29 protein-coding genes and 2 tRNA genes are annotated in these 25667 nt (G+C 70.8%); 12 read left to right on the top strand and 19 right to left on the bottom strand.

The window, feature by feature from the left end:
• Positions 1-68 precede the first annotated feature (68 nt).
• Both ASG94_RS12915 and ASG94_RS12910 read right to left on the bottom strand, forming a co-directional pair.
• Positions 69-2216: a carboxypeptidase-like regulatory domain-containing protein gene (locus ASG94_RS12915; RefSeq protein WP_056926849.1), complete on the bottom strand. Its 2148-nt coding sequence runs from the start codon at positions 2214-2216 to the stop codon at positions 69-71.
• A gap of 195 nt (positions 2217-2411) precedes the next feature.
• Positions 2412-2711, bottom strand: coding sequence for a MoaD/ThiS family protein (locus tag ASG94_RS12910; protein ID WP_056926848.1), 300 nt, complete (start codon positions 2709-2711; stop codon positions 2412-2414).
• A 43-nt stretch (positions 2712-2754) separates the two neighbouring features.
• Here ASG94_RS12910 and ASG94_RS12905 point away from each other — a divergent pair, with 43 nt between their 5' ends.
• Complete coding sequence (locus ASG94_RS12905) at positions 2755-3489, top strand: winged helix-turn-helix transcriptional regulator (RefSeq protein WP_056926847.1); 735 nt, start codon at positions 2755-2757, stop codon at positions 3487-3489.
• Positions 3490-3592: 103 nt separating this feature from the next.
• Complete coding sequence (locus ASG94_RS12900; RefSeq protein WP_056926846.1) at positions 3593-4531, top strand: type IV toxin-antitoxin system AbiEi family antitoxin domain-containing protein; 939 nt, start codon at positions 3593-3595, stop codon at positions 4529-4531.
• A 36-nt stretch (positions 4532-4567) separates the two neighbouring features.
• Here ASG94_RS12900 and mshD read toward each other — a convergent pair whose 3' ends face one another.
• Genes mshD through ASG94_RS12880 form a run of 4 tightly spaced genes read right to left on the bottom strand, consistent with a single transcriptional unit; the run spans position 4568 to position 7254 of the window.
• Entirely contained in the window at positions 4568-5383 is an 816-nt protein-coding gene (mshD, locus tag ASG94_RS12895; protein WP_082624163.1) for a mycothiol synthase, read from the bottom strand.
• Positions 5380-6324, bottom strand: coding sequence for a CAF17-like 4Fe-4S cluster assembly/insertion protein YgfZ (gene ygfZ / locus ASG94_RS12890; protein WP_056926845.1), 945 nt, complete (start codon positions 6322-6324; stop codon positions 5380-5382). Before ygfZ ends, mshD begins: the two co-directional genes overlap by 4 nt.
• Positions 6321-6752, bottom strand: coding sequence for a Fur family transcriptional regulator (locus tag ASG94_RS12885; protein ID WP_056926844.1), 432 nt, complete (start codon positions 6750-6752; stop codon positions 6321-6323). The genes ygfZ and ASG94_RS12885 overlap by 4 nt, the downstream gene beginning before the upstream one ends.
• Positions 6753-6759: 7 nt before the next feature.
• Positions 6760-7254, bottom strand: a complete 495-nt coding sequence (locus tag ASG94_RS12880; RefSeq protein ID WP_056926843.1) for an FABP family protein — start codon at positions 7252-7254, stop codon at positions 6760-6762.
• 22 nt (positions 7255-7276) lie between these two features.
• On the opposite strand from ASG94_RS12880, the gene ASG94_RS12875 reads away from it, so the two are divergent.
• Positions 7277-7639: a DsrE family protein gene (locus ASG94_RS12875; protein WP_056926842.1), complete on the top strand. Its 363-nt coding sequence runs from the start codon at positions 7277-7279 to the stop codon at positions 7637-7639.
• Positions 7640-7684: 45 nt separating this feature from the next.
• Here ASG94_RS12875 and ASG94_RS12870 read toward each other — a convergent pair whose 3' ends face one another.
• Positions 7685-7987, bottom strand: coding sequence for a hypothetical protein (locus tag ASG94_RS12870; RefSeq protein ID WP_056926841.1), 303 nt, complete (start codon positions 7985-7987; stop codon positions 7685-7687).
• On the opposite strand from ASG94_RS12870, the gene ASG94_RS12865 reads away from it, so the two are divergent.
• From ASG94_RS12865 to ASG94_RS12845, 5 genes are all read left to right on the top strand, one after another.
• Positions 7986-8543 (top strand): hypothetical protein, encoded by a 558-nt coding sequence (locus ASG94_RS12865; RefSeq protein ID WP_156411571.1) that lies wholly within the window; start codon positions 7986-7988, stop codon positions 8541-8543. The two genes, ASG94_RS12870 and ASG94_RS12865, sit on opposite strands and share 2 nt — an antisense overlap.
• A complete protein-coding gene (locus ASG94_RS12860; protein ID WP_056926839.1) occupies positions 8540-8959 on the top strand; it encodes a hypothetical protein in 420 nt (139 codons plus the stop codon). The genes ASG94_RS12865 and ASG94_RS12860 overlap by 4 nt, the downstream gene beginning before the upstream one ends.
• A 53-nt stretch (positions 8960-9012) precedes the next feature.
• Complete coding sequence (locus ASG94_RS12855) at positions 9013-11190, top strand: RNA degradosome polyphosphate kinase (RefSeq protein WP_082624162.1); 2178 nt, start codon at positions 9013-9015, stop codon at positions 11188-11190.
• 73 nt (positions 11191-11263) lie between these two features.
• Complete coding sequence (locus tag ASG94_RS12850; RefSeq protein ID WP_056926838.1) at positions 11264-11881, top strand: DUF47 domain-containing protein; 618 nt, start codon at positions 11264-11266, stop codon at positions 11879-11881.
• Positions 11882-11887: 6 nt separating this feature from the next.
• Positions 11888-12883, top strand: a complete 996-nt coding sequence (locus ASG94_RS12845; protein ID WP_056926837.1) for an inorganic phosphate transporter — start codon at positions 11888-11890, stop codon at positions 12881-12883.
• Positions 12884-13018: 135 nt separating this feature from the next.
• Here ASG94_RS12845 and ASG94_RS12840 read toward each other — a convergent pair whose 3' ends face one another.
• From ASG94_RS12840 to ASG94_RS12815, 6 genes are all read right to left on the bottom strand, one after another.
• A complete protein-coding gene (locus ASG94_RS12840; RefSeq protein WP_056926836.1) occupies positions 13019-14095 on the bottom strand; it encodes a hypothetical protein in 1077 nt (358 codons plus the stop codon).
• Between the two features lie 219 nt (positions 14096-14314).
• Positions 14315-15094, bottom strand: a complete 780-nt coding sequence (gene pstB, locus ASG94_RS12835; RefSeq protein WP_056926835.1) for a phosphate ABC transporter ATP-binding protein PstB — start codon at positions 15092-15094, stop codon at positions 14315-14317.
• A gap of 18 nt (positions 15095-15112) precedes the next feature.
• Positions 15113-16180 carry a phosphate ABC transporter permease PstA gene (gene pstA / locus ASG94_RS12830; protein WP_056926834.1) on the bottom strand — a complete coding sequence of 356 codons (1068 nt, stop codon included), beginning with the start codon at positions 16178-16180 and terminating at the stop codon, positions 15113-15115.
• A complete protein-coding gene (gene pstC / locus ASG94_RS12825; RefSeq protein WP_056926833.1) occupies positions 16177-17118 on the bottom strand; it encodes a phosphate ABC transporter permease subunit PstC in 942 nt (313 codons plus the stop codon). The genes pstA and pstC overlap by 4 nt, the downstream gene beginning before the upstream one ends.
• A 96-nt stretch (positions 17119-17214) precedes the next feature.
• Positions 17215-18333 (bottom strand): phosphate ABC transporter substrate-binding protein PstS, encoded by a 1119-nt coding sequence (gene pstS / locus ASG94_RS12820; protein ID WP_056926832.1) that lies wholly within the window; start codon positions 18331-18333, stop codon positions 17215-17217.
• Positions 18334-18522: 189 nt separating this feature from the next.
• A complete protein-coding gene (locus ASG94_RS12815; RefSeq protein ID WP_056926831.1) occupies positions 18523-19383 on the bottom strand; it encodes an NUDIX hydrolase in 861 nt (286 codons plus the stop codon).
• Positions 19384-19428: 45 nt separating this feature from the next.
• Between ASG94_RS12815 and ASG94_RS12810 the strand changes: the two genes are divergently transcribed.
• A complete protein-coding gene (locus tag ASG94_RS12810) occupies positions 19429-20499 on the top strand; it encodes a hypothetical protein (protein ID WP_056926830.1) in 1071 nt (356 codons plus the stop codon).
• Positions 20500-20534: 35 nt separating this feature from the next.
• Here ASG94_RS12810 and ASG94_RS12805 read toward each other — a convergent pair whose 3' ends face one another.
• The 4 genes from ASG94_RS12805 to ASG94_RS12790 all read right to left on the bottom strand — a co-directional run bounded on the left by ASG94_RS12805 (position 20535) and on the right by ASG94_RS12790 (position 23046).
• Positions 20535-20714 carry a hypothetical protein gene (locus ASG94_RS12805; protein ID WP_056927265.1) on the bottom strand — a complete coding sequence of 60 codons (180 nt, stop codon included), beginning with the start codon at positions 20712-20714 and terminating at the stop codon, positions 20535-20537.
• A gap of 199 nt (positions 20715-20913) precedes the next feature.
• Positions 20914-21117 carry a transcription antiterminator/RNA stability regulator CspE gene (gene cspE / locus ASG94_RS12800; RefSeq protein ID WP_056886937.1) on the bottom strand — a complete coding sequence of 68 codons (204 nt, stop codon included), beginning with the start codon at positions 21115-21117 and terminating at the stop codon, positions 20914-20916.
• Positions 21118-21412: 295 nt separating this feature from the next.
• Positions 21413-21485, bottom strand: a tRNA-Lys gene (locus ASG94_RS12795).
• A gap of 79 nt (positions 21486-21564) precedes the next feature.
• Entirely contained in the window at positions 21565-23046 is a 1482-nt protein-coding gene (locus ASG94_RS12790; protein ID WP_056926829.1) for an NAD(P)/FAD-dependent oxidoreductase, read from the bottom strand.
• Between the two features lie 242 nt (positions 23047-23288).
• On the opposite strand from ASG94_RS12790, the gene ASG94_RS12785 reads away from it, so the two are divergent.
• Genes ASG94_RS12785 through ASG94_RS12775 form a run of 3 tightly spaced genes read left to right on the top strand, consistent with a single transcriptional unit; the run spans position 23289 to position 24951 of the window.
• The gene (locus ASG94_RS12785) at positions 23289-24236 is read left to right on the top strand and encodes an ATP-binding protein (RefSeq protein WP_235537261.1); all 948 of its coding nucleotides are present in this window, start codon (positions 23289-23291) and stop codon (positions 24234-24236) included.
• Positions 24233-24631, top strand: coding sequence for a fluoride efflux transporter FluC (locus ASG94_RS12780; protein WP_056926827.1), 399 nt, complete (start codon positions 24233-24235; stop codon positions 24629-24631). The genes ASG94_RS12785 and ASG94_RS12780 overlap by 4 nt, the downstream gene beginning before the upstream one ends.
• Positions 24628-24951, top strand: a complete 324-nt coding sequence (locus ASG94_RS12775; RefSeq protein ID WP_056926826.1) for a fluoride efflux transporter FluC — start codon at positions 24628-24630, stop codon at positions 24949-24951. Before ASG94_RS12780 ends, ASG94_RS12775 begins: the two co-directional genes overlap by 4 nt.
• A gap of 16 nt (positions 24952-24967) precedes the next feature.
• On the opposite strand, the gene ASG94_RS12770 is transcribed toward ASG94_RS12775, so the two are convergent.
• Positions 24968-25321, bottom strand: coding sequence for a metallopeptidase family protein (locus tag ASG94_RS12770; RefSeq protein WP_056926825.1), 354 nt, complete (start codon positions 25319-25321; stop codon positions 24968-24970).
• 77 nt (positions 25322-25398) lie between these two features.
• Positions 25399-25475 (bottom strand) — tRNA-Asp (locus ASG94_RS12765).
• Positions 25476-25667 lie beyond the last annotated feature (192 nt).

The raw sequence follows: 25667 nt of genomic DNA, 5'->3' as shown, positions 1-25667 counted from the left end.
CACAGCCGCAGACACGACGGTGCCCCGGCGGATCGCTCCGCCGGGGCACCGTCGCGTGTCGGGTGAGGTCAGCGCTTGGTCTTGACCTTCTTGCTCACCTCGGTGGAGCCGACCTTGCCCTTGCCCTTGAAGAAGAACACGAGCTTGTGCTTGCCCTTCTTCAGCTTGGCGAGCGAGACGGAGCCCTTGCCCTTGGCGATCTTGGCCTTGCCGATCTTCTTGTACTTGATCTCGCCGTTGTCCTTGACCTTGACGATCTCCTTGACGACGACCTTGCCCTTGACCTTCTTGGCCTTGACCGGCGGCGCCTTGACCTTCAGCGCGGCCACGCCGCCCTTGACCTTGACCTTGAGCTTCGGCTTGTAGCCGATCTTGGCGGTCTTGGCCGAGGTGGCGGTGCCGGTGAGGCGGCCGTTCTCCGCGAGGACACGGACGGTGAGCTTGTCACCGATCTGCGCCTTCGTCGGGGTGTACGACGCGCCCGTGCCGACGACCGAGGAGCCGATGACCCACTCGTAGGAGTAGGTCGTGCCGGTCTCCAGGTTCCACGTGCCCTTGTCGACGGAGATCGACTTGCCGACCCACGGGTAGCCGTTGGTCTCGGGACGGTCGGTCGCCAGCAGCGAGGCACCGAGGGCCGCGGTGAGGCCGGTGACCATCTGGCCGGGCTTCACGGTGATCTCGGTGGCCTTCTCGAAGGTCGAGTCCTTCCACCACTCCGGGACGTGGTTGCCCGAGGAGTCACCGAAGCGCACCTTGTAGGTGCCGGGGTAGATGTAGCGCATCTCGAAGGTGTTGTCCGCCTTCGTGGACGACGATCCACCGTTGGTGCCGTCGACCGACAGCAGCTGGACGTTGCCCTCGAGGGGCAGACCGGCGGCACCGGTGATGGCGCCCTCGACGCCACCGGCGCGCATCAGGGTGATGTCGCCGGGGACGGTCGTGCCGGGCGTGACGGTGACCGCGGTGGCGCGGTCGTAGCTGGTGCGCCCACCGAGCCAGGAGTCGAACAGCGCGAACGCGTTGTCGTCGCCGGAGCCGTCGTACTGGGCGTGCACCTTGAACTGGTTCTCGCCCGCGACCTGGTCGAGGTCGTCGAGCGCGTAGGCACCCGAGCGGTTGGAGCGGGCGTACTCGACGATGTCCTCCTTGCCGGGAGCGTTCGGGGTGTTCCAGGCGGTGATGAAGGCTCCGACCACGGGCGCACCCGTGTCGTCCTTGACCGTGCCGAGGATCTCGTGGGTGCCGGCCGGCTGCGCGGGGGCGAGCGTGAGGTTGGCGTTGACGCCGCTCACGGCCTGGTCCTTGCCCACCACGACGGGGCTGGCGGCGGCCGCGGTGCCGACGTTGTTGTAGTACTCGGTGGAGTACTCGCCGAGGTCGTCACGGAACTCGACGGTGTAGCTGCCCGCCGGGACGCCCTCGATCAGGTAGTTGCCGTTCTTGTCCGTGAGGTCGGACCTGTTGTTCGCCGACACCTCGACGAACTCGAGCGGGGCGCCGGCGTCGCTCAGGACCTGGCCGGAGATGGACCCTCCGGCGCTGAGGGTGATGGCGATGGGGTTGCCCGCCGCCGTGCCGGCCACGTTGTCGGCGCTCGCGAAGTCGGACTTGTCGTTGTACCACTCGCCGACCAGAGGACCGTTGCCGTCGACGGCGACCTTGACCAGGGCGGACCCGACCGGGAGGACGAAGGCGCCCTTCTCGTCGGTGTAGTCGGTGATGATCTGGTCACCCGACGCCGCGTCGTAGGCCGAGACGGCCGTGTCCTGCACCGGCCGGCCCGACGGGTCGGTGACCGTGCCCACGACGTACGGCTGGTCCACGGTCCAGGCCTGCAGAGCCGTGGCGCCGCCGCCCACCGTCACCGCGTCGGCCGTGGCGAGGTCGGCCTTGTCGCGGTAGAACTCGGTGTAGCCGCCGGCATACGTCGTGGCCTGGAACTTGTAGACGCCGTCCTCGTAGGTGCCGGAGAAGTAGCCGTTGTCCGCGTACATCGTGCCGTAGTCGCTGAACGTGCCGTCCGTCTGCTGGCGGAAGACGTCCACGTAGGCGTCCACGGCGTTGCCCTGGGTGTCGGTCAGCGTGCCGCTGATGACCGAGTCGGCGGCGTGGGCCGGAGCGGCCCCCAGTCCGAGCCCGGCGGCCACCAGCGCGGTGCCCGCGACGGAGGCGATGGTGCGACGCAGTGGGCGTCGCGCGGTTGATCCGATCATGCTGTGTTCCCCGTTCGAGTGGTGAGTGAAGACTCGACGCGCGGGACAGCAGGGTCACCCCCGACTCACTGGCCCCCGCGCGTGAGTCACCCCGGATCCTGACGGGCCGAGCGCCGGAATGCAATGACTAGTCCGTTGTGACCATCCGCGAGTCGCGCGGCGACCGGTCGTCCGGTGGATCTGCCGGCTGATCGATCAGCCGCCGGCGAAGGGCGGCAACAGCTCCACCACGTCGCCCGGGTGCACCACCACGGCCCCCGGGTCCTGCGACCCGACCGGCTGCTCGCCCACCAGCACCGAGCAGACGCCGACCACGCGCTCGACGTCCGAGCCGGGGTGCGCGTCGACCACGCGGCGTACGAGCTCGGCGAGGGTGAGCGGCCCGTCGACGGCGAACTTCTCGCTCGCGACGCCCGCCGCCGCCCGTGCCGCGGCCCAGTAGTGGACGGTCACGTGCGTCTCACGCTCGTGCGTTCGGTCCGCGGCGGAGGTCATGGCTCGATATCCTTCCCTATCCGCCCCACCTGAGGAGACGGCCATGAGCACCCTGCTCCTGCTGACGAGCGCACTCCAGCCCTCGGTCGAAGTCCTGCCCGCCCTCTCCCTGCTCGGCCACACGGTCCGGATCCTCCCCGCCGAGGGCAGTGCGCTGCTCGAGGCTCCCGAGTCCGACCTCCTGCTCGTCGACGGCCGCCAGGAGCTCGCCCACGCCCGCGACCTGTGCCGGCTGATCCGCACCACGGGCACCGACGTTCCCGTCCTGCTCATCGTCACCGAGGGCGGCCTCGCCGTCGTCGCGCACGACTGGGCCATGGACGACGTCGTGCTCCACACCTGCGGGCCCGCGGAGCTCGAGGCCCGGATCCGGCTGGCCATCGGGCGCCTCGCAGCCCAGCGCGAGGCCGACGACCCGTCCGCCCACGTCATCCGCACCGGCGAGGTCGTCGTCGACGACGCGACGTACACCGCCAAGGTCAGCGGGCGTGCGCTCGACCTGACCTACAAGGAGTTCGAGCTCCTCAAGTTCCTCGCCCAGCACCCGGGCCGCGTCTTCACCCGCCAGCAGCTCCTCCAGGAGGTGTGGGGCTACGACTACTTCGGCGGCACCCGCACCGTCGACGTCCACGTACGCCGCCTGCGCGCCAAGCTCGGCCCCGAGAACGAGCACCTCATCGGCACCGTCCGCAACGTCGGCTACCGCTTCGTGCTGCCGAGCAAGGACAAGGCCGCCGAGCGCGACCAGGCACCGGCCTCGGAGACCTCGGACGCCTGAGCGGAGGATCGGACGGCCCACGGCCGTCGGATCCTCCACACTGTTCGTCCACAGGCGCCGACTCGGCGGGTTGGCGGCTCCTCGCGGCGGGCACGTCTCCCACGTGTCCGATCTCGACGACCTGCTCGCCCGCCAGTCGGGGGTGGTCTCGCGCGCGCAGCTCATCGCCCTCGGCGCGTCCCGGGCGGAGCGCGACACCCTGGTCCGACGCAGGCTGCTCGTGCCGGTCCTGCCCGGGGTCTACGTCGACCACACCGGCGTACCCACGCGGGTCCAACGTTCGATCGCGGCGGTCCTGTACGCCGGGCGCGCGGCCCTGCACCTCGAGTCGGCTCTCGACCACCCGGGCGGCACGGGGGTCATCCACGTCGCGATCGACGCCACCCGCCGGGTCGCCGCGCAGCCCGGCATCCGCATCCACCGGGTGGCCGGGCTCGAGGGCAAGGTCCGGTGGAACCTCGTCCCTCCGCGCGTGCTTCCCGAGGTGGCTGCGCTCGAGCGGGCGCACCGGGCCGCCACCGACCTCGACGCCATCGCCGCCGTGGCCGCGGTCGTCGGTTCCCGGGCCACGACGGCCGAGCGCCTCGGCCGGGTGCTCGGCTCCCGCCCACGGATCCGGCGCCGCACCCTGCTCGCCGACCTCCTGGACGACCTCGCCGCAGGCACCCACTCGGTGCTCGAGCACGGATTCCTGACGACGGTCGTCCGCCCTCACGCGCTCCCCGAGCCGTCGGCACGGCAGGCACCACGCGTCGGCGCGAAGGGCATCGAGTACCGCGACGCGGAGTACGCCGAGCTGGGCGTCGTGGTCGAGATGGACAGCCGCTGGCACGACACCGAGCGGGCCGCCGACCGGGACGCCGATCGCGACCTGGACGACCTCGCGGGCGGCCAGGTCACCGTCCGACTGCGCTACCGGCAGGTCTTCGGGACGCCGTGCCACACCGCGGCGCGCCTCGGGCTGTTGCTCCGGAGGCGCGGGTGGAACGGCTCCTCGACCGCTTGCTCGCCGTCGTGCGCGGTCCCTGCGTGGACGATCTGACGGCCCACGGCCGTCGGATCCTCCACGCTGAGCCGATCACCCGGAGCGGGCGTACATCACGTGGGTGTCGGCATCCGCGTGCGTGAAGCCGAGCCGGGAGTACGTCGCCAGCGCGGGCGCGTTGTCCGACTCGACGTAGAGCAGCACCTCGTCCACACCCAGGCCGTGCAGGTGGTGCAGTCCGGCGAGGGTGAGTGCGCGGCCGAGGCCCTGGCCCTGGGCGGAGGGGTCGATGCCGACCACATACACCTCGCCGAGGTGCGCGTCGTGCTGCTTGGTCCAGTGGAAGCCGAGCATCCGGTCCCCGTCGGTCGCGACCAGGAGCCCGGCGGGGTCCCACCAGGACTCGGCCATCCGGGCCGCGAGGCCGGCCTCGTCGAGGCTCCCCTGCTCCGGGTGGTGGGCGAAGGCGGCGGCGTTGACCCGCAGCAGCTCGGCGGCGTCGCCGTCCTCGAAGGACCGGATCCGCGGGTCGTCGAGCTCGGGCAAGGGCACCGAGGCCGGACGCCGCATCACCCACAGGTCGCGGACCCGTTCGAAGCCGTGCTCGGCGGCCAGCCGGGCCGCGGCCGGGTGGTTGCCGTGCGACCACGCGTGCGCCGGGCCCTCCACGGTCGCCAACGACGCGGCGCCGAGACCCTGGGCCCGGTGGTCCGGGTGGATCACGAGGTGCAGCTCCTCGCCGCGCCGCAGCAGGAACCCCGTGGGCCGGACCACGTCACCGACGCCCTCGCGGTGCTCGGGCCAGGCCCCCGACCGGAGCCACAGCCACGTGGCCTCGTCGAGCGGCGCGACCCCGTCGGCGGCCTCGGCCGCGGCAGCCACCTGCTCGATGCGGGCGAGCAGGCTCACAGCTGCGGGCGGACGTGCAGCCCGACCTCGGGGTCGACCACGACCTCCTGGGCGACGGGCATGCCGTCGACGACGAGCTCGGCATCGATCGGCACGTTGCGCTTGAGCAGGGCCAGGCCGATGGGACCGAGCTCGTGGTGGCGGGCGCTCGAGCCGAGGAAGCCGACCTGCTTGTCGGAGCCCGGCAGTGTCACGGCGCTGCCGTGCGCGGGCAGCCGGTTCTCCGAGCCGTCGAGGTGCAGCAGCGTGAGGCGGCGCGGCGGGCGGCCGAGCGTGTGCACGCGCGCGACCGTCTCCTGGCCGCGGTAGCACCCCTTATCCAGGTGCACGGCCGGGCCGATCCAGCCCACCTCGTTGGGGATCGTGCGGTGGTCGGTGTCGACGCCGAAGCGGGGCTCGCCCCGCTCGATGCGCAGCGCCTCGAAGGCCCACAGGCCGGCAGCGGGGCCGGCCGCGGCGGCGTACTCCTCCAGGCGGTCGCGCGGCACGAGGTCGTACGTCGCCCCCTCGCCCGTCACCCGCCAGGCCACGGCCACGTCGTCGGTCACCAGGCTGACCTCGACCCGCATCATGAAGCGCATCCGGTCCAGGAAGTCGGCCAGTGCCCGACCGGCGCCCGGCTCGGTGTGGGCCACGAAGGCGGTGCCGTCGTCGACGCCGGTGAAGGCGTGCTCGACGTGGCCCTGCGGGCTGAGCACCAGCGCCTGCGTCCACACCCCGGGCGCGAGGCCGTCGAAGTACTGCGTGGTGAGTGAGTGCAGCCACGTCAGCCGGTCGGGCCCCTCGATGCGTACGACGTCGCGGTGCGACAGGTCGACGAAGCCGTCACCCGCCACCAGCCGGCGCTGCTCGCCGTGGAACGACCCGTAGTGGGCCGCGACCGGGGCGTCGATGCCATCGCCGGCGACGGCGCCGGGGAGGCCGAGGAGCGGGGAGGTCATGCGGGGTCTCCAGACGGTGGGGGACAGTCGGTGCAGCGGCCGAAGATCGCCAGGTGACCCAGGTCGACCTCGAAGTCGTGCTCGCGCCGCAGTGTCTCGAGCAGCGCGGCCACCACATCAGGGTCAACCGACCGGACGCGGTGGCAATTCCGGCACACGAGGTGGAAGTGCTCGGGCTCGCGGGTCGAGTGGTACGTCGGCGCCCGGTCGCTGAGGTGCGTGTGGCGGACCAGCCCGAGCTCCTCCAGCACCTCGAGGGTGCGGTAGACGGTCGAGGCGTTGACCGCGCTGGCCCGCTCCCGGACCGCGGCCAGCACCTCGTCGGGCGTCGCGTGACCGAGCTCCTCGACCGCGCCGAGGATCATCTGGCGCTGCGGGGTCAACCGGTAGCCGCTGCCCCGGAGCCGTTGCGCGAGCTCGTCGACCATCAGGGCCTCACGCGCGCTTGAGCCGAGCCCACAGGTGCGGCTGGAGCTCCTGGTCGACCGCGGCCATGTCGTAGGCGTAGAGCAGGTCGCCCTCGACGTTGCCGTACATCCGCGAGCCGGCGGTCACGTGCTTGGCCGTCTCGGTGTAGCCGACCCCGGCGGTGTGCATCTCGACCTTGCCGCCGTCGGCCGCGCCGTACCAGATCTCGGAGTAGCCGATGTTGTGCGACAGCACCATCTCCACCTTGCCCGGCTCGGGGCAGCGCAGGAAGCCCGACTCCATGGCGGCGTCGCGGACGAACTCGCCCTGCTCGTCCACGATCCAGGCGCGGGACATGTAGTGGAAGAACGGGCGGCCGTCGTGGGTGAAGATCAGCTCCTGGCCGAACTGGAACTTCTCGATCGTGGGGTAGTCGCCGTGGCCGTTGCCGCGCCAGGTGCCGAGCAGCCAGGCGAGCGGGCCGCAGTTGGGGTGCAGGTTGTCGGGGAGCTCGAAGGGCATGCGTCGAGTCTAGGGTGATCCCATGCCGCGCTCCCTCGTCGTCAAGGTCACCTGCGGTGCGGAGGATCCGGAGCGGGCCAACCAGGCCTTCACGGTGGCCGCGGCCGCGGTCGCGGCGGGGGCCGACGTCTCCTTGTGGCTCACCGGTGAGGGCGCGTGGTTCGGCGTACCGGGTCGGGCCGAGGCGTTCGAGCTGCCGCTGGCGACACCGCTGGCCGACCTGCGCGACGTGGTGCTGGCCGGCGGCCGGCTCACGGTCTGCTCCCAGTGCGCCGCACGCCGCGGGCTCACCGAGGCCGACCTGGTCGGCGGCGCGACCATCGCGGGGGCGGCGGTCTTCGCCGAGGAGATCCTCGGCGAGGGTGTGCAGGCGCTCGTCTACTGACGCCGGCGTTTCGGCGCCGGCGCAGGGCAGAGGGGCAGGGACCGGTCATGACGGGGACCCCGGATCAACCCGGACGGCGGCCTGAACGGGCTCCCCCACGTCGACCTGCCGGCGTACGAGAAGACGCTCGGCGAGATCGGCGTCGAGGTCGAGACCGGGCCGAGCGAGGAGGAGGAGAGCCTCGACGACCGCCTCGACGACCTCGAGGGCGAGACCGCGCAGCCGGACGAGGACGACGACGACCACGAGGACGAGAACCTCATGGCCCCCGGACCGCTCATCGAGCCTCCGGTGCCTGGCGGGTCCACGCAGCCGGACTACGTCGAGGCCTGAGAGGCTGCCCGCCATGTCACGAACCGTGCTGTCCACCGCCGCCCTGGCCCTCGTCCTGCTCGCGGGCGGCTGCGGCGACGAGGAACCGTCCCCGGAGCCGAACGGCTCCGCCGGCGAGCCGGAGCCTGCGTGCCTGGTGACGGCCGAGCAGCTCGCCGAGATCACCGGCACCCCGCAGGAGGTCCGCGAGGTCGACGTCCCCGGCGGCGGCCTCGGCACCGAGCTGGCCTGCGAGACCGTGCTGGACGAGCGCGAGGTGTCCATGCGATGGAGCCTGCGGGAGCCGGGCATCGACCCCCCGCCGACCCTCGAGGAGCAACGCACCTACGTCGAGGATCCGGGCAACGAGGTCGAGACGGTGGACCTGGGCGCCGGCCAGTCCGGTTGGGTCGGGTTCGGCACGTCTGCCGGTCTCACCGGGGCGAACGTCGTGACCCTGCTCGACGACCTGATGTTCCAGACGTCGGTCACCGCCTACGACGACACGGGCGTGAGCGTCGAGAAGGTCCGCGACGAGGCCCTCGCGCTGGCCGAGGCCGTCGTCGCGGGTCAGGAGCGAGTGACCCGGTGAGCGACCCCTTCGAGTTCTACGACGCCTCCACGGCGCCCGGTCCCCAGCAGCCGTCGGCGGCCGACGCCCTCCGGGGACTCAACCGATCGGGCGCCGAGGCCAGCCTCGACCGTGCCCTCGACGACCTCAACGACGTGGTGGAGCGGGCCTCGGCCCGCGACCGCGCCGAGGGCGTCGCTCCCGAGATGGCGCGGCTGCTGGACGAGATCACCGGCGCCGACGACGTACCCGCCTCCTGGGCGTCCCTCAACCGCCGGGTGCAGGACGGCGTGACCACGTGGGACTCGTTCTGGTCCGACCCGTCCGCGGAGGAGGACGGGATGCGCCTGGTCCTCGAGGTGATGGGCCGCTCCCGCCAGCGCCTGGCCCAGGGGCTGGCGGCGGCACGGGAAGGACAGGCCGGCACCGGCGCCTGACCGGCCCGCGTCGTCGTCACCCACCGTTCACGATCCGGTGCCACACTCAGTCCATGTCCGACACCACGTCCCTCCCGACCAGCGTCGGAGCCTCCGTCGAGGACGGCCCGACGGCCGAGCCGTTCGGACATCCCCCGGACACCTTCGACGTGGAGCCGCCCTACGTCCCCGACGCCGACGAGATCGCTGCCGTCGAGAAGTTCCACGACCGGTTCCTCGACCGTGAGCTGTCGTGGCTGCGCTTCAACCAGCGGGTGCTCGAGCTCGCCGAGGACCCGACGCTGCCGCTGCTCGAGCGCACCCGCTTCCTGGCCATCTTCGCCAGCAACCTCGACGAGTTCTTCATGGTGCGGGTGGCCGGCCTCAAGCGGCGGATCGCCGCCGGCGTGGCCGTCCGCGCCGCCAGCGGCCTGCTCCCCCGCGACCAGCTCGAGCTGCTCTGGGAACGCAGCCGCGAGCTGATGCAGCGCCATGCTCGCGTCTTCAACGAGCAGGTCATCCCCGAGCTGCGTGGCGAGGGGATCGAGATCGTCCGCTGGTCCGAGCTCGACCGCGAGGAGCAGAAGGTCTGCAAGAAGCTCTTCAAGGACCGGATCTTCCCGGTCCTGACCCCGCTGGCGGTCGACCCGGCGCACCCCTTCCCCTACATCTCGGGACTCTCGCTCAACCTCGCCGTCGTGGTGCGCAACCCCAAGTCCGGCACCGAGCACTTCGCCCGGGTCAAGGTGCCGCCGATCTTCAGCCGCTTCGTGCCGGTGGGCAACCAGCGGTTCGTGCCCCTCGAGGACGTCATCGGCGAGCACCTCAAGAAGCTCTTCCCCGGCATGGAGGTGCTCCAGGCACACACGTTCCGGGTGACCCGCAACGAGGACCTCGAGGTCGAGGAGGACGACGCGGAGAACCTGCTCGCCGCGCTCGAGAAGGAGCTGCTGCGCCGCCGCTTCGGCCCGCCGGTCCGCCTCGAGGTGGAGGAGTCGATCGACGCGAAGGTGCTCGACCTGCTCGTCTCCGAGCTCGGGGTGACCAGCGAGGAGGTGACCCGCCTCCAGGGCCCCCTCGACCTGCGCGGGCTCCACTCCATCGCCGACCTGCCCCGCGAGGACCTCAAGTACCCCGCCTTCCTGCCCTCGACGCACCCGCAGCTCGCGGAGGTGGAGACCGCCAAGCCGGTCGACGTGTTCGACGCCGTACGACGCCAGGACGTGCTGCTGCACCACCCCTACGACTCCTTCGCCACGTCGGTGCAGCGCTTCCTCGAGCAGGCCGCCGCCGACCCGCACGTGCTCGCCATCAAGCAGACGCTCTACCGCACGTCCGGCGACAGCCCGATCATCGACGCCCTCGTCGACGCCGCGGAGGCCGGCAAGCAGGTGCTGGTGATCGTGGAGATCAAGGCCCGCTTCGACGAGTCCAACAACATCCGCTGGGCGCGCAAGCTCGAGCAGGCCGGCTGCCACGTGGTCTACGGGCTCGTCGGCCTCAAGACCCACTGCAAGCTGTCGATGGTCGTCCGCGACGAGCCCGACGGCATCCGTCGCTACACCCACATCGGCACCGGGAACTACAACCCCAAGACCGCGCGGCTCTACGAGGACCTCGGCCTGCTCACCGCCGATCCCGCCGTCGGCGAGGACGTCGCCCACCTCTTCAACAACCTGTCCGGCATCAGCCGCAACACGACGTACGACAGCCTGCTGGTCGCCCCGGACAGCGTCCGCGACGGACTGGTCAGCCAGATCCACGCCGAGGTCGCCAACCACCAGGCGGGGCGCGCCTCGGGGATCCGGATGAAGGCCAACTCCATCGTCGACGAGGCCGTGATCGACGCGCTCTACCTCGCCTCCCAGGCGGGCGTGCGCGTCGAGCTGCTGATCCGCGGCATCTGCTCGCTGCGCCCCGGCGTACCCGGCCTGTCAGAGACCGTCAGCGTCCGCTCGGTGCTCGGGAGGTTCCTCGAGCACAGCCGGGTGTTCTGGTTCGCGAACGACGGAGAGCCGCTGGCGTGGATCGGCTCGGCCGACATGATGCACCGCAACCTCGACCGCCGCGTCGAGGTGCTGGTGCGCCTGCCCGGCGTGCGCAAGGTGGCCGAGGTGGACGCCCTGCTCGACCTCGCCTTCGACGCCGACACGTCCGCGTGGGAGCTCGACGCGGACGGCGAGTGGGCCCTCAACGACGGCACGGTGCACCTGCAGGAAGCGCTCATCGCGCGCCAGCGACGACGCCGCTGACGGGCGATTGCCCCCGGGAGGGGCCGACCCCCTAGCATGTGGTCGTTCTTCTCCCCCTCCCCCGGAGTTCTCCGTGCGTTTGAAATTCCGCCCTGTCGACGGCTCCTTCTACGACCTCTTCAGCGAGGCCGCCTCCCACCTCGTGGTGGGTGCCGGCCTGCTGGCCGAGATGCTCAGCGACGGCAACGACCGCGAGGCCGTCGCCCAGCAGATGCGCGAGGCCGAGCACGCCGCCGACGAGACCACCCACGCGATCATCCGACGGGTCAACAGCACGTTCGTGACCCCGTTCGACCGGGAAGACATCTACTCGCTGGCCAGCGGGCTCGACGACGTCATGGACATGATGGACGAGGCCGTCGACCTCGTCCTGCTGTACGACGTCACCAAGCTGCCGGCCGAGACCTCCGAGCAGGTCGAGGTCCTCCAGCGCTGTGCCGAGCTGACCGCCACGGCGATGCCCGGCCTGCAGTCGATGAGCTCCCTCGACGACTACTGGATCGAGATCAACCGCCTCGAGAACGCCGGCGACCGCAGCTACCGCCGCATCCTGGCCAACCTCTTCAACGGCGACTACGACGCGCTGGAGGTCATCAAGCTCAAGGACGTGGTGGAGTCCCTCGAGGGTGCCATCGACGCCTTCGAGCGGGTGGCCAACATCCTGGAGCAGATCGCCGTCAAGGAGTCCTGACCCCTGATGGAAATCGCGATCATCGTCGCGGTGGTCGTCGTTGCGCTGGTCTTCGACTACACCAACGGCTTCCACGACGCGGCCAACGCCATCGCCACCTCGGTCTCGACCGGTGCGCTCACCCCGCGCATCGCGCTCGGCATGGCCGCGGTGATGAACTTCGTCGGCGCCTTCCTCGGCCAGAAGGTCGCCCAGACGGTGTCCGAGGTCATCGACCCCGGCACCGGGACGCATGGCCTGGTGATCGTGCTGTGCGGCCTCCTCGGGGCCATTTCCTGGAACCTCATCACCTGGTACTTCGGCCTGCCGTCCTCCTCCTCGCACGCCCTGATCGGTGGTCTCGTGGGTGCCGCGGTCGCGGCCGGTGCGACCACCGACTGGACCGTCGTCGTCGAGAAGGTCGTCATCCCGATGTTCCTCTCGCCGGTCGTGGCCTTCGGCCTCGGCTTCGCGCTGATGCTCGCGATCATGTGGATCTTCCGGCGGGCCAACCCCTCGAAGGCCAACCGCGGCTTCAAGATGGCGCAGACCGTCTCGGCCGCCGCGATGGCGCTCGGCCACGGCCTCCAGGACGCCCAGAAGACGATGGGCGTCATCTTCCTGGCCCTGCTCACCGGCGGGTACGTCGCCGCGGGTGACCCGCTCCCGCTCTGGGTGATCTTCGCGGCCGCGTCGGCCATCTCGCTCGGCACCTGGTCGGGCGGCTGGCGCATCATGCGCACCCTCGGTCGCCGGATCATCCACCTCGACCCGGCGCGGGGCTTCGCAGCCGAGTCGGTCGCGGCGTCGGTGCTCTACACCACGGCGTACGCCTTCCAGGCCCCCATCTCCACCACCCACACGATCACCTCTGCGGTGATGGGCGTCGGCGCCACCAAGCGCCTCTCCGCCGTCCGCTGGGGTGTCGCCCGGTCGATCCTGACCGCCTGGGTGCTGACCTTCCCGGCCGCCGCCCTCGTCGCCGCCGTCTGCTACTGGATCGCCCACATCTTCCTCCCCTGAGATCGCACCCCCTCCCCCGGGTAGTTTGGGATCTTCTGGTGGGCGGATCGGGCGGATCTCCTACCAGTTCGTCCCCAACTATCCCGGCGGGCCGCTGACCCCCGGCACCACCACCGCCGCTGGCGGGGGTGCGAGTCAGGCGGCGCGCCTGTTCCACAGCAGCCGCTGGCGGTCGTACGGCGTCAGGGCACGGCGCTGGGACACGGTGAACGTCGGGGTCCACCACGGCGGCGGCTCGACGGACCAGCGCCGTTGGTCGGCCGCTCGGCGTCCGGCCCTGGCATAGGCCTCGGCCAGCCGCACCGCGAACGGGTCGCGTTGCCGTTGGTCGCCCGCCATCATCGTCACGCCCTCCAGGCCCAGCCGCCGGTACGCCGCGTCCTTGGCCACGTCCTGCTGCCTGACCTCGCCAGCCAGGTGAAGGGCACCGTCGTACATGCCGTAGACGCCGGCGACCGGGTCGATCAGGTCCGGTGTCCCGACGAAGTGCCCCGCGAGGTCGAAGACCGGCCGGTTGGCCAGCGGTCGCCCGAAGCCCACTCCACACCAGGTGAGGCGCATGACGGGCTCGGCGGGAGACCAGCTGTTCTCCTCGAGGTGGGGCAGCAGCTCGCGGATGCGCCCGACACCCTGACGGGTGCCCAGCGCGGTCTCCGTGTATGCCGCCAGCTCGGCCACCGAGACGAGGTCATGGAACGCGGCGAGCTCGAACGCCACCACCGCGGCCTCGTCGTCGTCCGCCTTGCGCATCTCGTGGGCCACGCTCCACAGCGGGCTGGTGACGCGCACGCCGCGCGCCCTGCTCATCGCCTCCAGGGGGACGATCTCGCGTGACAGGGCGATGCCCGCACCGGCCCGCAGCGAGTGCGACGTGCCGAGGGCGATCGGGATCGGCAGGGGCTCCTTGCGGCGTCCGGTGCCGTCGAACCAGTGCGCGCCCCGCAGGCGCAGCGCCGCCCAGCCCGTCACCGCGCCCCACGCCGGTAGCCGGGCCGCAGCCTCGATGATCCTCTGCTCGACCGAGAGCCCGACGTCTGCCGGGACCCATCGCCCGCCGCCGGTGCTGCGGAAGGCGCCGGACCGGGTCTGCCACTCGGTCGGTCCGTCCGGATCACCTCGTCGGGCGGGCCAGAACAGGCCGGGAGGCAGGCCCTCGCGAGGGCCCAGACCGCGTACCGGCCAGGCCCCCGAGGTCCACTCCGGTGACGTCACCCATCCATCGTGACCCGGACGCGGCCCCTCTCGCAGAGCTCATCCACAGGGCCCCGCCCGCCCCAGGTAGTTGGGGACGAGATGGTGGGCGAAAGCGCGGTTCGACCGACCAGATCGTCCCAAACTACGCGGAGTCGGAGAGTCGGAGAGTCGGGGATGCGGCCGGACGGCCGGACGGCCGGACGGCCGGGCAGCAGACAGCCGACCCGACCAGACAGGTCAGCCGAAGCGGCCGGAGATGTAGGCCTCGGTCGACTCGTTGTCCGGGTTGGCGAACATCTTCTGCGTCGAGTTGAACTCCACGAGGTGCCCGGGCTCCCCCGCGGCCTTGAGGTTGAAGAACCCCGTCTCGTCCGAGACCCGTGCGGCCTGCTGCATGTTGTGGGTGACGATCACGATCGTGTACTCGGTCTTGAGCTCGTGGATCAGGTCCTCGATGGCCGAGGTCGAGATCGGGTCGAGCGCCGAGCACGGCTCGTCCATCAGCAGCACCTCGGGCTGGACGGCGATCGCACGCGCGATGCACAGCCGCTGCTGCTGGCCGCCCGAGAGCCCCATGCCGGGACGTCCGAGGCGGTCCTTGACCTCGGTCCACAGGTTGGCGCCCCTGAGGGACGACTCGACGATCTCGTCGGCCTCCGCCTTCTTCATCTTCTTGGCGTTGAGCCGGTTGCCGGCGAGGACGTTCTCGTAGATCGACATCGTCGGGAACGGGTTGGGACGCTGGAAGACCATGCCGATCTGGCGGCGTACGGCGACCGGGTCGACGTTGGGCTCGTAGAGCGACTGGCCGTCCACCATCACCTTCCCCTCGACCCGGGCGCCGGGGATCACCTCGTGCATGCGGTTCAGCGAGCGCAGGAAGGTCGACTTCCCGCACCCGGAGGGGCCGATGAACGCCGTCACCGACTTTGCCTGGATGGTCATGTTGACGCCCTGCACGGCGAGGAAGTCGCCGTAGTAGATGTCGAGTTCAGAGACGTCGATGCTCTTGGCCATTGAGTGTTCCTAGCTCCTTCAGCGCCCGGTCTTGGGGGCGAAGATCTTTCCGATGACGCGCGCCGCGATGTTGAGCAGCAGCACGATGACGACGAGGACGAGGGCGGTGCCCCAGGCGAGATCGAAGTCTGCCGGGGTGCCCTTCTGGAACTGCGAGTAGATGAACACCGGCAGCGTGGTCATGAACCCGTCGAAGGGATTCATGTTGGTGCGGGTGGTGAGGCCGGCGATGAGGAGCAGCGGCGCGGTCTCCCCGATGATGCGTGCCGTGGCCAGGGTGACGCCGGTGATGATGCCGCCGAGGGACGTGCGCAGCACGACCTTGGTGATCGTGCGCCACTTGGGCGTGCCGAGGGCGTACGCCGCCTCGCGCAGGTCGTCGGGCACGAGCCGCAGCATCTCCTCGGTCGAGCGCACCACGATGGGGATCATCAGCAGCGACAGCGCGACCGCGCCGCCGATGCCGGACCGGTATCCAGCCCCGAAGAAGAGGGTGAACATCGAGAAGGCGAAGAGCCCGGCCACGATCGAGGGGATGCCGGTCATCACGTCGACGAGGAAGGTGATGCCGCGCGCGAGCCTGTTGCCCTTCCCGTACTCCACGAGGTAGATCGCGGCGAAGATCCCGATCGGCACCGAGATGACCGCCGCACAGAACGTGATCACCAGCGTGCCCATGATCGCGTGGTAGATGCCGACCGGCTGGTCCAGGCTCGTGCGGAAGGCCGAGTAGGTCAGGAACGTGCTGTTGATCGCCGGGAGTCCCTTGGAGATCACCGTCCACAGCAGCGAGACCAGCGGCACCAGGGCGATCGCGAACGCCGTCCAGACCAGGGAGGTGACCATCCGGTCGACGGCGGAGCGTCGCGTCTCCACCACGGCCGCCCACAACGTGAGGCCGCCGATGTAGAAGATCACGGAGACGATCACCCACGGCACGACGCCCCAGCCCAGCAGCAGCGGGAAGAGGCCGGCGGCGGCGATCGCCACCACCGCAACCAGTCCGGGTGCCCACCGGGGCAGGCGCCCGTGGGTGAGCGGGATCGTCGACGACGTCGCCGGCGGCGTGGTCAGCGTCGCGGTCATCGGCTCATCCTCCTCTCGTTGCGTGCCACGATCCATCGGGCCGCGAAGTTGACCAGGAAGGTGATCAGGAAGAGCACCAGGCCCGTGGCGATGAGCACGTGCAGCGTGCCGGGGGTGTTCTCCTTGTACTGCGAGGCGATGTTGGCCGCGATGCTCGTGGGGTTGGAGTTGGTGATCAGGTTGAAGCTGATGCCGCCACCTCCGGAGAGCACCATCGCGACGGCCATCGTCTCACCGAGGGCACGACCCAGGCCCAGCATCACGGCCGAGACCATCCCGGAGCGCGCGTAGGGAAAGACCGCGAGCCGGATCATCTCCCAGCGGGTCGCGCCGAGGGCGAGTGCTGCCTCCTCGTGCAGGACCGGGGTCTGGGTGAAGACCTCGCGGGAGATCGCGGTGATGATCGGCAGCACCATGATCGCCAGCACCAGCCCGGTGGTGAGGAGTGTCGTGCCGACCGGGTTGACCGGGCCCTTGAAGAAGGGCAGGAAGCCGAGGTGCTCGTGGAGCCAGTCGTAGAGCGGCACCATCTTGGGCGCGAAGAGGTTGATTCCCCAGAGACCGAAGACCACCGACGGCACGGCGGCCAGCAGGTCGATCACGTAGGCCACCGGCCCCGCGATCCACTTCGGCGCGTAGTGGCTGACCACGAGGGCGATGCCGAAGGCCAGCGGTACGGCGACGATCAGCGCGATCGTCGCGACCAGCACCGTGCCGAAGATCAGGTTGTCGACGTAGCCCCAGAAGCTGCCGGCGCCCTTGTAGAACTGCTCCGGCTGGAAGAAGCCTGGGATGCCCTCGATGGCCAGGAAGACGAAGACGCCGGCGAGCGCCACCACGATGGCGAGGCCGGCGGTCCGCGCGATGCCCGAGAAGACCCGGTCCCCGGTCTGGGTCGGCGCGGTGTTCCTCGTGGAGGACGCGGAGGTGGTTGACACGAATGTTCCTTGCTCGTCAGGTCACGGGTGCACGTGTGCGGCGGACCGATGACCGGTCCGCCGCACGCGCAGTAGGTGGCTCACACCACCCAGACGTTACTCAGCGGAGATCGCCTCGACGATCCCCTGGGCGCGGGAGGCCGTGTCGGCGTCCAGCGGGGCGGATCCGGCGTTGTCCGCGGCGGCCTGCTGGCCCTCGTCGGACACGACGTACTCCAGGAAGCCCTTGACCAGGTCGGCCTCGTCGGCCGACGGGTAGGTCTGGCAGGCGACCAGGTAGGACAGCAGGATCACCGGGTAGGAGCCGGCCTCCTCCGTGGTGCGGTCGACGTCGACGGCCATGTCCACCTCGGGACGACCCTCGACGGCCGGGGAGACGGCGACGACCTTGGCGGCGGACTCGGCGGACGGCGCGACGTACTCGTCGCCGACCTTGACCGAGACGACCGAGAGGTCACCGACCTGGCTCTCGTCGGCGTAGCCGATGGTCCCGTTGCCGTTGGTGACTGCGGCGACGACGCCCGAGGTGCCCTCGGCGGCCACGCCACCCTTGACCGGGAACGCGTCCTCGGCCTCGTAGGACCACGAGTCCGACGCCTTGCCGAGGTAGTCGGTGAAGTTCTTGGTGGTGCCCGAGTCGTCCTGGCGGTGCACGGTGGTGATGTCGGTGTCCGGCAGCTCGACGTCGGGGTTCTGGTCGGCGATGGCCGGGTCGTTCCACTTGGTGATCTTCTGGTCGAAGATCTTCGCGATGGTGTCGGAGTCCATGTTGAGGGCGTCGACGCCCTCGAGGTTGAACATCACCGCGATCGGCGAGACGTACGACGGGACCTCGATGACGTCGCTGCCGCAGCGCTCGTTGGCCTTGCTCAGCTCGCCCTCGTCGTCGCTGAAGTAGGAGTCGGTGCCGGCGAAGAGCGTGCCGCCCTCGATGAACTGGGTGCGACCGTCGCCGGAGCCCAGGGGGTTGTAGTTGAGCGTCACGTCCGGGTTGAGGCCCTGGAACCCGGTGGACCAGGCCTCCATCGCCTTCTCCTGGGCCGAGGAGCCGGCGCCGTTGAGCTCGCCGGAGAGGGAGCCGGTCTCGGTGCTCGAGCCCGCGTCCGACCCGGACTCGGTGGACTCGTTGCTCGCACCGCACGCCGTCAGCGAGATGCTGAGGGCGAGGGCAGCGGCGCCCGGGACGAGCGCCGCGCGGAAGGAAGTGCGGTTCACTTCGGAACTCCTGAGAGGTCTGTGGACATGCTGACGAGACGGACGCTAGGCAGCACAGGTGACCGCGCACGGCGGCGCCGGTGAACGAGCGGTGAACTCGACCGGGCCGGATGGCGTCGCCCAGTCGGGGACGAGACGGCCGTCACATGAACTCGGCCCGGACACCTTGACTACGCCGGACCGACAGGACTAGGGCAGGTGGCGCTCGGTGGCCACGACGCGGCCCTTGCGGTGGTGCGCGACGAGCATCTCCCCGACCTCGAGCCGGACGTCGTCGCGGACGCCGATCGCCTCCAGCACGTCGGGCAGCACCGGCCGGTGGGTGCACACCACGGCACCCTGGGACGCGGCCAGCAGGTCGTCCACGATCGCGCGCACCGCGCCGGTGTCCGCACCCTCCTCGGTGAGCCCCTCGTGGAGGGTGAGGGGCCAGCCCGTCGTGTCGCAGTACGGCGCCACGGTGTCCACGCACCGCGTGCTCGAGGACGAGTGCACTGCAGTGGCACCGAAGGCGGCCAGCAGGGGGATCACCCGCTCGGCCTGCACGCCGCCCGAGGCGAGCAGGGGTCGTCGACGGTCGTCGCCGCGCCAGGCCTTGCGCGAGCGGGCCCGGCCGTGGCGCAGCACCACGAGGGCCCTGGTCCTGCGGCGCAGCGCGTGGGCGTCGTCCAGCGTCTCGCGGTCGCGCACGTGGGTGAGCAGGTCGCGCGCCTTCTCCCACGCCACCCACGCCACCTCGTCGATCTCCTCGTTGACGACGTAGCGCCCCACGTCGTCGTCGCCCACGACCCGGCCCGTCCAGTAGGAGACGGCCTTGGTGCGGCCGTTGGCCAGCCGGTAGCGCTGGCCGGGGAGCGCCGGGCCGAGCCGCACGTCCAGGCCGGTCTCCTCGGCCACCTCCCGGACGGCGGCGGTGACCGCGTGCTCACCGGGGTCGAGCTTGCCCTTGGGGAACGACCAGTCGTCGTACCTCGGGCGATGGATCAGGAGCACGTCGCCGCCCTTGCGGGTCACCACCGCTCCTGCAGCACGCACATCCCGGGCCGGCATGGACGCTAGTCTCACACCACTTGCCGTCCGCCGAGGAGCCTGCCCATGCGTCGCCGTCTCGCGCCGGGCCGAGCAGCGCTCGCGGTCCTCCTCGTCGTCGCCCTCGGGGTGGTCGCGGTGGGTGGCCTGCTGTGGTGGCGCGGCGGCGACGAGTCCCGTCTCGCGCACGCCGTGCACCTCGCGCCGGCGGGCACCGAGCGCGCGTCCTGGACGGACTGGAGCGCCGTACGCCGCGAGGTCGGCGCCGACCTGGGCGACACCCCCGACGGGGAGGCCGTGGCGGCGTTCCTCGACGAGGCGTTCACCTCCGACCTCACCTCGACCTCGGCGCTGGTCGGCTCGAGCCGCACGTTGCAGGACGAGTTCGGCTTCTCCCCCGCGACCTTGGAGTGGGAGCTGTTCGTCCAGTCGTCCGACGGTGCCGTCGACATCCTCGGCATGCGTGACGAGGACGCCGTCGACGCCCTCGCCGGCCGGCTGCGCGACCTGGGCTTCGAGGAGCCCGAGGACGACGACGGGGTGTGGGGCGGCGGGCAGGACCTCCTCCCCCGGATCGGCCCGGACCTCACGCCCGAGCTCCAGTACGTCGCGCTGCTGGCCGACGAGGGCCTCGTCCTGACCTCGGACCAGGTCGCCCCCCTCGAGGCGGCGGTCGAGGCCGCCCGTGGCGACGCCGACACCCTCTCGTCGGTCGACGACGTCGTCGCGGCCAGTGGCGAGCCGCTGGCGGCCAGCGTCTTCACCGGGGGCTACGCCTGCCGCAACCTCGCCATGGCCGCCGCCGACGCGGACGACCAGGAGGTCGCCGACGCGTTGGTCGAGCGGGCCGGGGAGGTGCACCCGATGACCGGCTTCGCGATGGGCCTGCGCGCCGGGGGCGACCTCCGGGTGGCCATGTCCTTCGAGGACGACGACGTGGCGCGCGCCGACGCGCAGTCGCGCGCCACGCTCGCCAGCGGCCCGGCCCCGGGACAGGGCGGCGACTTCGCCGACCGGTTCACCCTCGAGGAGGCGGCGTCCACGGGGCGCGTGGTCACCCTCGACCTGGTCCCCGAGCCGGGGCAGTACGTGCTCTCCGACCTCAGCAGCGGTCCGGTGCTCTTCGCGACCTGCTGACGCGGTCAGTCCCGGGCGGGTCAGTCCCGGGCGGGTCAGTCCTGGGCGGGGCGCTGTCCGGGAGGACGGCGCGGCGTCACGCCCAGGAGGCGGTCGATCTCCTCCTGCGACAGGTGCTCGTCGGCCTCGCTGGCGGCGATGATGAGCGTCGTCGTCAGCTCCACCTCGCCGAGCAGGTCGTCGTCCTCGAGGCTCACGTCGAACTGGTCAGGCACCACTACCTCCAGCTCTGGACGAGGACGGACATCGAAGGTCGACCGTGCCCCCGCGGCCGGACGCTCAAACTGCTTCGATCGTAAAAAGTATGCCGCACTGTGCGCAATGGCCCGAACGGCAACGAAGCCCCACCCGATCGGGTGGGGCCTCGCTGTCAGAAGTCCGGAACAGGTGCTGTGCCGGTGCTTCGAGGTGTCGTCAGACGGCGCGAACGTTCTCGGCCTGCGGGCCCTTGGGGCCCTGGGTGACGTCGAACTCGACCTTCTGGTTCTCGTCGAGGGACTTGTAGCCCTGCGACTGGATCGCCGAGTAGTGCACGAAGACGTCGTCGCCGCCGTCCTCCTGCGCGATGAAGCCGAAACCCTTCTCGGCGTTGAACCACTTCACGGTGCCTTGAGCCATTGCTCTGTTACTCCTGTTATCGGGCGAAAGATCGTCACTTCAACGATCCCGCAATAGATGCGGTGACACGTCGCTCCGACTCGCGGGACTGGCAGGCCCGAAGCTGAAACGCCGTTGGATCACAAACTCCGCGGGCGTCTACCTGCTGGAACTTGCACCTGTTGCACTGCTGACACTACCAAGGAAGCGGCGGAAGGAAACCTTCGAGGGCACGGTGAATCTGCGCACGTCGGTGAACTCTGCGTTCCGTGCTGGCTACGGGCAGGTGACGGCACTCCCGGGGACGGGATCGAGGTAGGCCATGTCGGGCTCGAACCGACGACCCACGGATTAAAAGTCCGGTGCTCTACCAACTGAGCTAATGGCCCGGTCGCAGCCTAGCGAGGCCGGAGGACGACGCAGGCCCCGGCGTCTCCACCGGGGCCTGCGAGGCGTCGTACGACGAGGTCAGCGCTGCTCGGCGGGGACCCCGCGGGCGCCGGAGTCGGTCAGCCGGGCCTCCTCGAGCGCCAGCGCCTCGAGCTCCTCGCGCCGGGTCGTCTCCATCATCTGGCGGGCCGCGTCGTACGCCCCGGGCTCGGAGACGAGGTCGGTGGCACCGCGTCGCAGCCGGGCCAGCGCGGAGCGGGCGAAGATCTGCTGCTCGGTGGTGGTCCGCTCGGAGCGGCCGCGTCCGAGGAACGAGACGGCCCAGTGCAGCAGGGCGGTCACGCGGCTCTTGAAGCCGGTGATGTAGACGAGGTGCACGGCGAGCCACATCAGCCAAGCGATGACGCCGGTCAGCCGGAGCTTGCCCACCATCGCCACGGCACGGAAGCGGCTGATGATGGCCATCGAGCCCTTGTCGAAGTACTTGAAGGGACCCTGGGGCGCCTTGCCGGCGAGCCGGCCCTCGATCTCCTTGGCGGCGTACTTGGCGCCCTGGATGGCGACCTGGGCGACGCCCGGCAGGTTGTCGAGGGCGATCATGTCGCCGACGACGAAGACCTCGGGGTGGCCCGGCAGGGTGAGGTCGGGGTTGACGCCGATACGCCCGGCGCGGTCGAGCGGCGCGCCCGTCTGCTCCGCGAGGGTCTTGCCGAGCGGGCTGGCCTGGACGCCGGCGGCCCAGATCTTGGTGACGGTCTTGATGCGCTCGACGCGTCCGTCCTTGAACTTCATCTCGATGCCGCGCTCGTCGACGTCGGTCACCATGGCGCCGAGGATCACCTCGACCCCGAGCTTCTCGAGCTCGGCCTTGGCCTTCTCGCCGAGCTTCTGGCCGAACGGCGGGAGCACCTGCGGCGCGGCGTCGAGCAGGATCACACGTGCCTCACGCGTGTTGATCGCCCGGAAGTCGCGCTTGAGCGTGCGGTGGGCGAGCTCGGCGATCTGGCCGGCCATCTCCACGCCGGTGGGACCGGCGCCCACGACGACGAAGGTCAGCAGGTGGTCGATGTCGTCGCCCCGGTTGGCGCCGAGCTCGGCCATCTCGAAGGCGCCGAAGATGCGGCCGCGCAGCTCGAGGGCGTCATCGATGCTCTTCATGCCCGGGGCGTACTCGGAGAAGTGGTCGTTGCCGAAGTAGGACTGCGCCGCCCCGGCCGCCACGATCAGCGAGTCGTAGCGCGAGACGGTCTCGCGACCCAGCACGTGGCTGGTGACCGTCCGGGCCTCCAGGTCGACGTCGGTGACCTCTCCCAGCAGGACCTGGGCGTTGGGCTGGCTGCTCAGCACCTCGCGGGTCGGAGGCGCGATCTCGCCCTCGGAGAGGATGCCGGTGGCCACCTGGTAGAGCAGCGGCTGGAAGAGGTGGTGGGTCGTCTTGGCGACCATGGTGACCTCGACGGGTGCCTTGCGCAGGGCCTTGGTCCCGAAGAGACCACCGAATCCGGATCCGATCACGACCACCTTGTGGGCAGCGGTCTGCTGGGCCTGGGGATCCGACATGTCATTCCTCCTGGAGCCGTGCGAGGCGCGGGACGACGTCACCGTCGATCCCATTGTCCCGCTTCGGGCGACCGGCGCCCAAATGTGGGTCCGGTTCCGTGCGTCACACCTCGCCATCTCGTGCGTCTCACGGGAGACTCAGGCCACCCCCGGGTATCGCTGGACAATTTTCTCGGGGGCGTGTTTGCTCGGCGGCCGGCCTGGGTACGTACGCCCCGCTGGACTACCCACATCCTCCCCCGATGAGTGACCTAGTGCCCCTGACGAAGCAAGCCCTTCCGCTCTCGGCGTCCCCGCGCGCCGTCGCGGACGCGCGCCGCTGGGTGCGGGACATCTGCCTGGAGCTGGACCGGGAGGACCTCGTCGAGTGCGCGGAGCTCGGCGTCTCCGAGCTGACCACCAACGCCGTCCTCCACGGCGTCGAGCCGATCGCCGTACGCGTGCGGGGCACCGCCAGCCATCCTCGGATCGAGGTCAGCGACGGATCGTCGCAACCGCCCACCCCGCCCTCGCTCACCTCCGACCCCGAGGAGTTCCTGACGACCTTCGGTCGCGGGCTGTCGATCGTGGCCATGAGCTCGGTGGCGTGGGGTGCCTCGATCGAGCCCGACGGGAAGGTCGTGTGGTTCGAGCCGGCCGCCGAGGTGCGCGAGGACGGCGGGGCCGAGGCGGTCATCGACAGCACGGTCGAGGACGAGCCGCCCCCCGTGAGCGAGGACGCCCGCGAGATCCGGCTCCTCGGCGTCGACCTGCGCCTCTACTCGTCCTTGTCACGGCAGTACTACGAGCTGCGCCGCGAGCTGCGACTGCTCGCGGTGGCCCACCAGGACCACTACCCGCTCGCGGCCGACCTGTCGGCGATGTTCGCCAGCTTCGAGCGGCAGATCCCCGGCGATCTCCACCGCGCCGTACGGGCGGCCCGCCGCAACGGTGCCCGCGCCGTCGACGTCTCGATGCGGATGGAGCCCGAGGCCTCGGCCATCGTCTCCACGATGATCGAGATGTTCGACCTGGCCGATGCCTTCTGCAAGGCCGAGCGGCTGCTGTCGCTGCAGCGGACCCCCGACCAGCGCTCGTTCCACCTCTGGTACCTCGGCGAGATGGTCCGCCAGCTCGCCGGCGAGCAGCCTCGCTCGTGGCACTCCGAGGGCGGCGGCTCCGGCATCGTCGACGCCCAGCACGTCTCGTGACCGGGACCCCCGTCCGTCCGCTCGACCTCGCCGTGGTGTCGCTCGGTGGTGCGCTCGGAGCCACGGTGCGCTGGGCGGTCGGACAGGCCGCGCCGACCACCGACGGCTTTCCCTGGACCACGGCCGCCATCAACGTCCTGGGCTGCCTGGTGCTGGGCGCCCTGCCCGTCGTGGGCGCCGTACGCCGGTCGCCCACGCTGGCGCGCCTCCTCGGTCCCGGCCTGCTCGGGGGCTTCACCACGGTCTCGGCGATGGCCATCGAGACCGTCGACCTGGCCGATACCGGTCGTGCGACGCTCGCGCTGGCCTACGCGACCGGCACCCTGGCGCTGTGCCTGGCGGCCGCAGCCGCCGGCCGGGTGCTGGTGCACCGCCGTACCGAGGCCGTCCGGTGACGGCGCTCCTCGTGGCCTTCGGCGCCGCGATCGGCGCTCCCCTGCGGTACGCCGTCGCGCAGAAGCTCGACGACCGCTGGCCGGCGGGGACCCTGCTGGTCAACACCCTGGGCTCGGGGCTCGCCGGGGTCTTCGCCGGCCTCTCCCTGTCGGAGGGGGCGTGGGCGGTCCTGGTGACGGGCTTCTGCGGGGGCTTCACGACGTACTCGTCGTGCGCCGTCCAGTCGGTCGACCTCGGCCGCCGAGGCGTCGCGTACGCCGCGCTGACGATCGCGCTCGCCGTGGCTGCTGCCGCCGCCGGCTTCGCCCTCGCCCGCTGAGCCCCGGCGTCGCCGGTCAGCCGAGGCCGAGGGCGTGCAGCCGCTCCTCACCGATGCCGAAGTGGTGCGCCACCTCGTGCACGACGGTGATCCGGACCTCGTCGCGCAGCTCCTCGATCGACTCGCACATCTCGGTCAGGGGTCCGCGGAAGACCAGGATCCGGTCGGGGAGCATGCCGCTGTGGTTGGCCGCGCGCTCGGTGAGGGCGACTCCCTCGTAGATCCCGAGCAGGTCGGGGTCGTCGGCGGGTGCGTCCGCCTCGACCTGGACGACGACGTTGCTGACCAGCGACGCGATCTCGTCGGGCAGGTCGTCCAGGGCGGACTCGACGAGCCGGTCGAAGTCGTCGGAAGCGATCTGCACGGGCATGCCGCCAGCCTAGGCGGGGTCCGGGAGGCGGGAGACGCAGAAGGCCGGCCCGGAGCGTGTGCTCCGGGCCGGCCTGGTGGCGACCCCGACGGGACTCGAACCCGCGGCCTCCGCCGTGACAGGGCGGCGCGCTAACCAACTGCGCTACGGGGCCAGGTTGTACTCGCCATTCTGCTCCGCGAGGCGAAGCGCTGGAACTCTAACCCATCGACTTCGCGGGCTCCCAATCGAGGGTGACCCCGCCCGCGCACCGTGCCCTCGGGGCCGTCGTGCCCGGCCCACCGGGACCATGTGCCCTACTCCCTCCAGACCCTCGGTGGAAGCGTCGGTGGGGCCGGGTGGTGGA

Source organism: Nocardioides sp. Soil805, assembly GCF_001429625.1.
In the GTDB taxonomy this organism is placed as follows: Bacteria; Actinomycetota; Actinomycetes; order Propionibacteriales; family Nocardioidaceae; genus Nocardioides.
Note: the sequence above shows the minus strand (reverse complement) of the source record. Positions and strands in the feature narration are given on the sequence as shown.

What these genes read in the sequence shown, in the direction of transcription:
- ygfZ (WP_056926845.1), bottom strand. Translation starts at nt 6,324, where the DNA reads ATGACCTCCCCGCTCCTCGGCCTCCCCGGCGCCGTCGCCGGCGATGGC.
- ASG94_RS12905 (WP_056926847.1), top strand. Translation starts at nt 2,755, where the DNA reads ATGAGCACCCTGCTCCTGCTGACGAGCGCACTCCAGCCCTCGGTCGAA.
- ASG94_RS12915 (WP_056926849.1), bottom strand. Translation starts at nt 2,216, where the DNA reads ATGATCGGATCAACCGCGCGACGCCCACTGCGTCGCACCATCGCCTCC.
- ASG94_RS12870 (WP_056926841.1), bottom strand. Translation starts at nt 7,987, where the DNA reads ATGGCGGGCAGCCTCTCAGGCCTCGACGTAGTCCGGCTGCGTGGACCC.
- ASG94_RS12770 (WP_056926825.1), bottom strand. Translation starts at nt 25,321, where the DNA reads ATGCCCGTGCAGATCGCTTCCGACGACTTCGACCGGCTCGTCGAGTCC.
- ASG94_RS12865 (WP_156411571.1), top strand. Translation starts at nt 7,986, where the DNA reads ATGTCACGAACCGTGCTGTCCACCGCCGCCCTGGCCCTCGTCCTGCTC.
- pstA (WP_056926834.1), bottom strand. Translation starts at nt 16,180, where the DNA reads ATGACCGCGACGCTGACCACGCCGCCGGCGACGTCGTCGACGATCCCG.
- ASG94_RS12810 (WP_056926830.1), top strand. Translation starts at nt 19,429, where the DNA reads ATGCGTCGCCGTCTCGCGCCGGGCCGAGCAGCGCTCGCGGTCCTCCTC.
- ASG94_RS12845 (WP_056926837.1), top strand. Translation starts at nt 11,888, where the DNA reads ATGGAAATCGCGATCATCGTCGCGGTGGTCGTCGTTGCGCTGGTCTTC.
- ASG94_RS12815 (WP_056926831.1), bottom strand. Translation starts at nt 19,383, where the DNA reads ATGCCGGCCCGGGATGTGCGTGCTGCAGGAGCGGTGGTGACCCGCAAG.
- pstB (WP_056926835.1), bottom strand. Translation starts at nt 15,094, where the DNA reads ATGGCCAAGAGCATCGACGTCTCTGAACTCGACATCTACTACGGCGAC.
- cspE (WP_056886937.1), bottom strand. Translation starts at nt 21,117, where the DNA reads ATGGCTCAAGGCACCGTGAAGTGGTTCAACGCCGAGAAGGGTTTCGGC.
- ASG94_RS12875 (WP_056926842.1), top strand. Translation starts at nt 7,277, where the DNA reads ATGCCGCGCTCCCTCGTCGTCAAGGTCACCTGCGGTGCGGAGGATCCG.
- ASG94_RS12790 (WP_056926829.1), bottom strand. Translation starts at nt 23,046, where the DNA reads ATGTCGGATCCCCAGGCCCAGCAGACCGCTGCCCACAAGGTGGTCGTG.
- ASG94_RS12910 (WP_056926848.1), bottom strand. Translation starts at nt 2,711, where the DNA reads ATGACCTCCGCCGCGGACCGAACGCACGAGCGTGAGACGCACGTGACC.
- ASG94_RS12880 (WP_056926843.1), bottom strand. Translation starts at nt 7,254, where the DNA reads ATGCCCTTCGAGCTCCCCGACAACCTGCACCCCAACTGCGGCCCGCTC.
- ASG94_RS12785 (WP_235537261.1), top strand. Translation starts at nt 23,289, where the DNA reads ATGAGTGACCTAGTGCCCCTGACGAAGCAAGCCCTTCCGCTCTCGGCG.
- ASG94_RS12855 (WP_082624162.1), top strand. Translation starts at nt 9,013, where the DNA reads ATGTCCGACACCACGTCCCTCCCGACCAGCGTCGGAGCCTCCGTCGAG.
- ASG94_RS12885 (WP_056926844.1), bottom strand. Translation starts at nt 6,752, where the DNA reads ATGGTCGACGAGCTCGCGCAACGGCTCCGGGGCAGCGGCTACCGGTTG.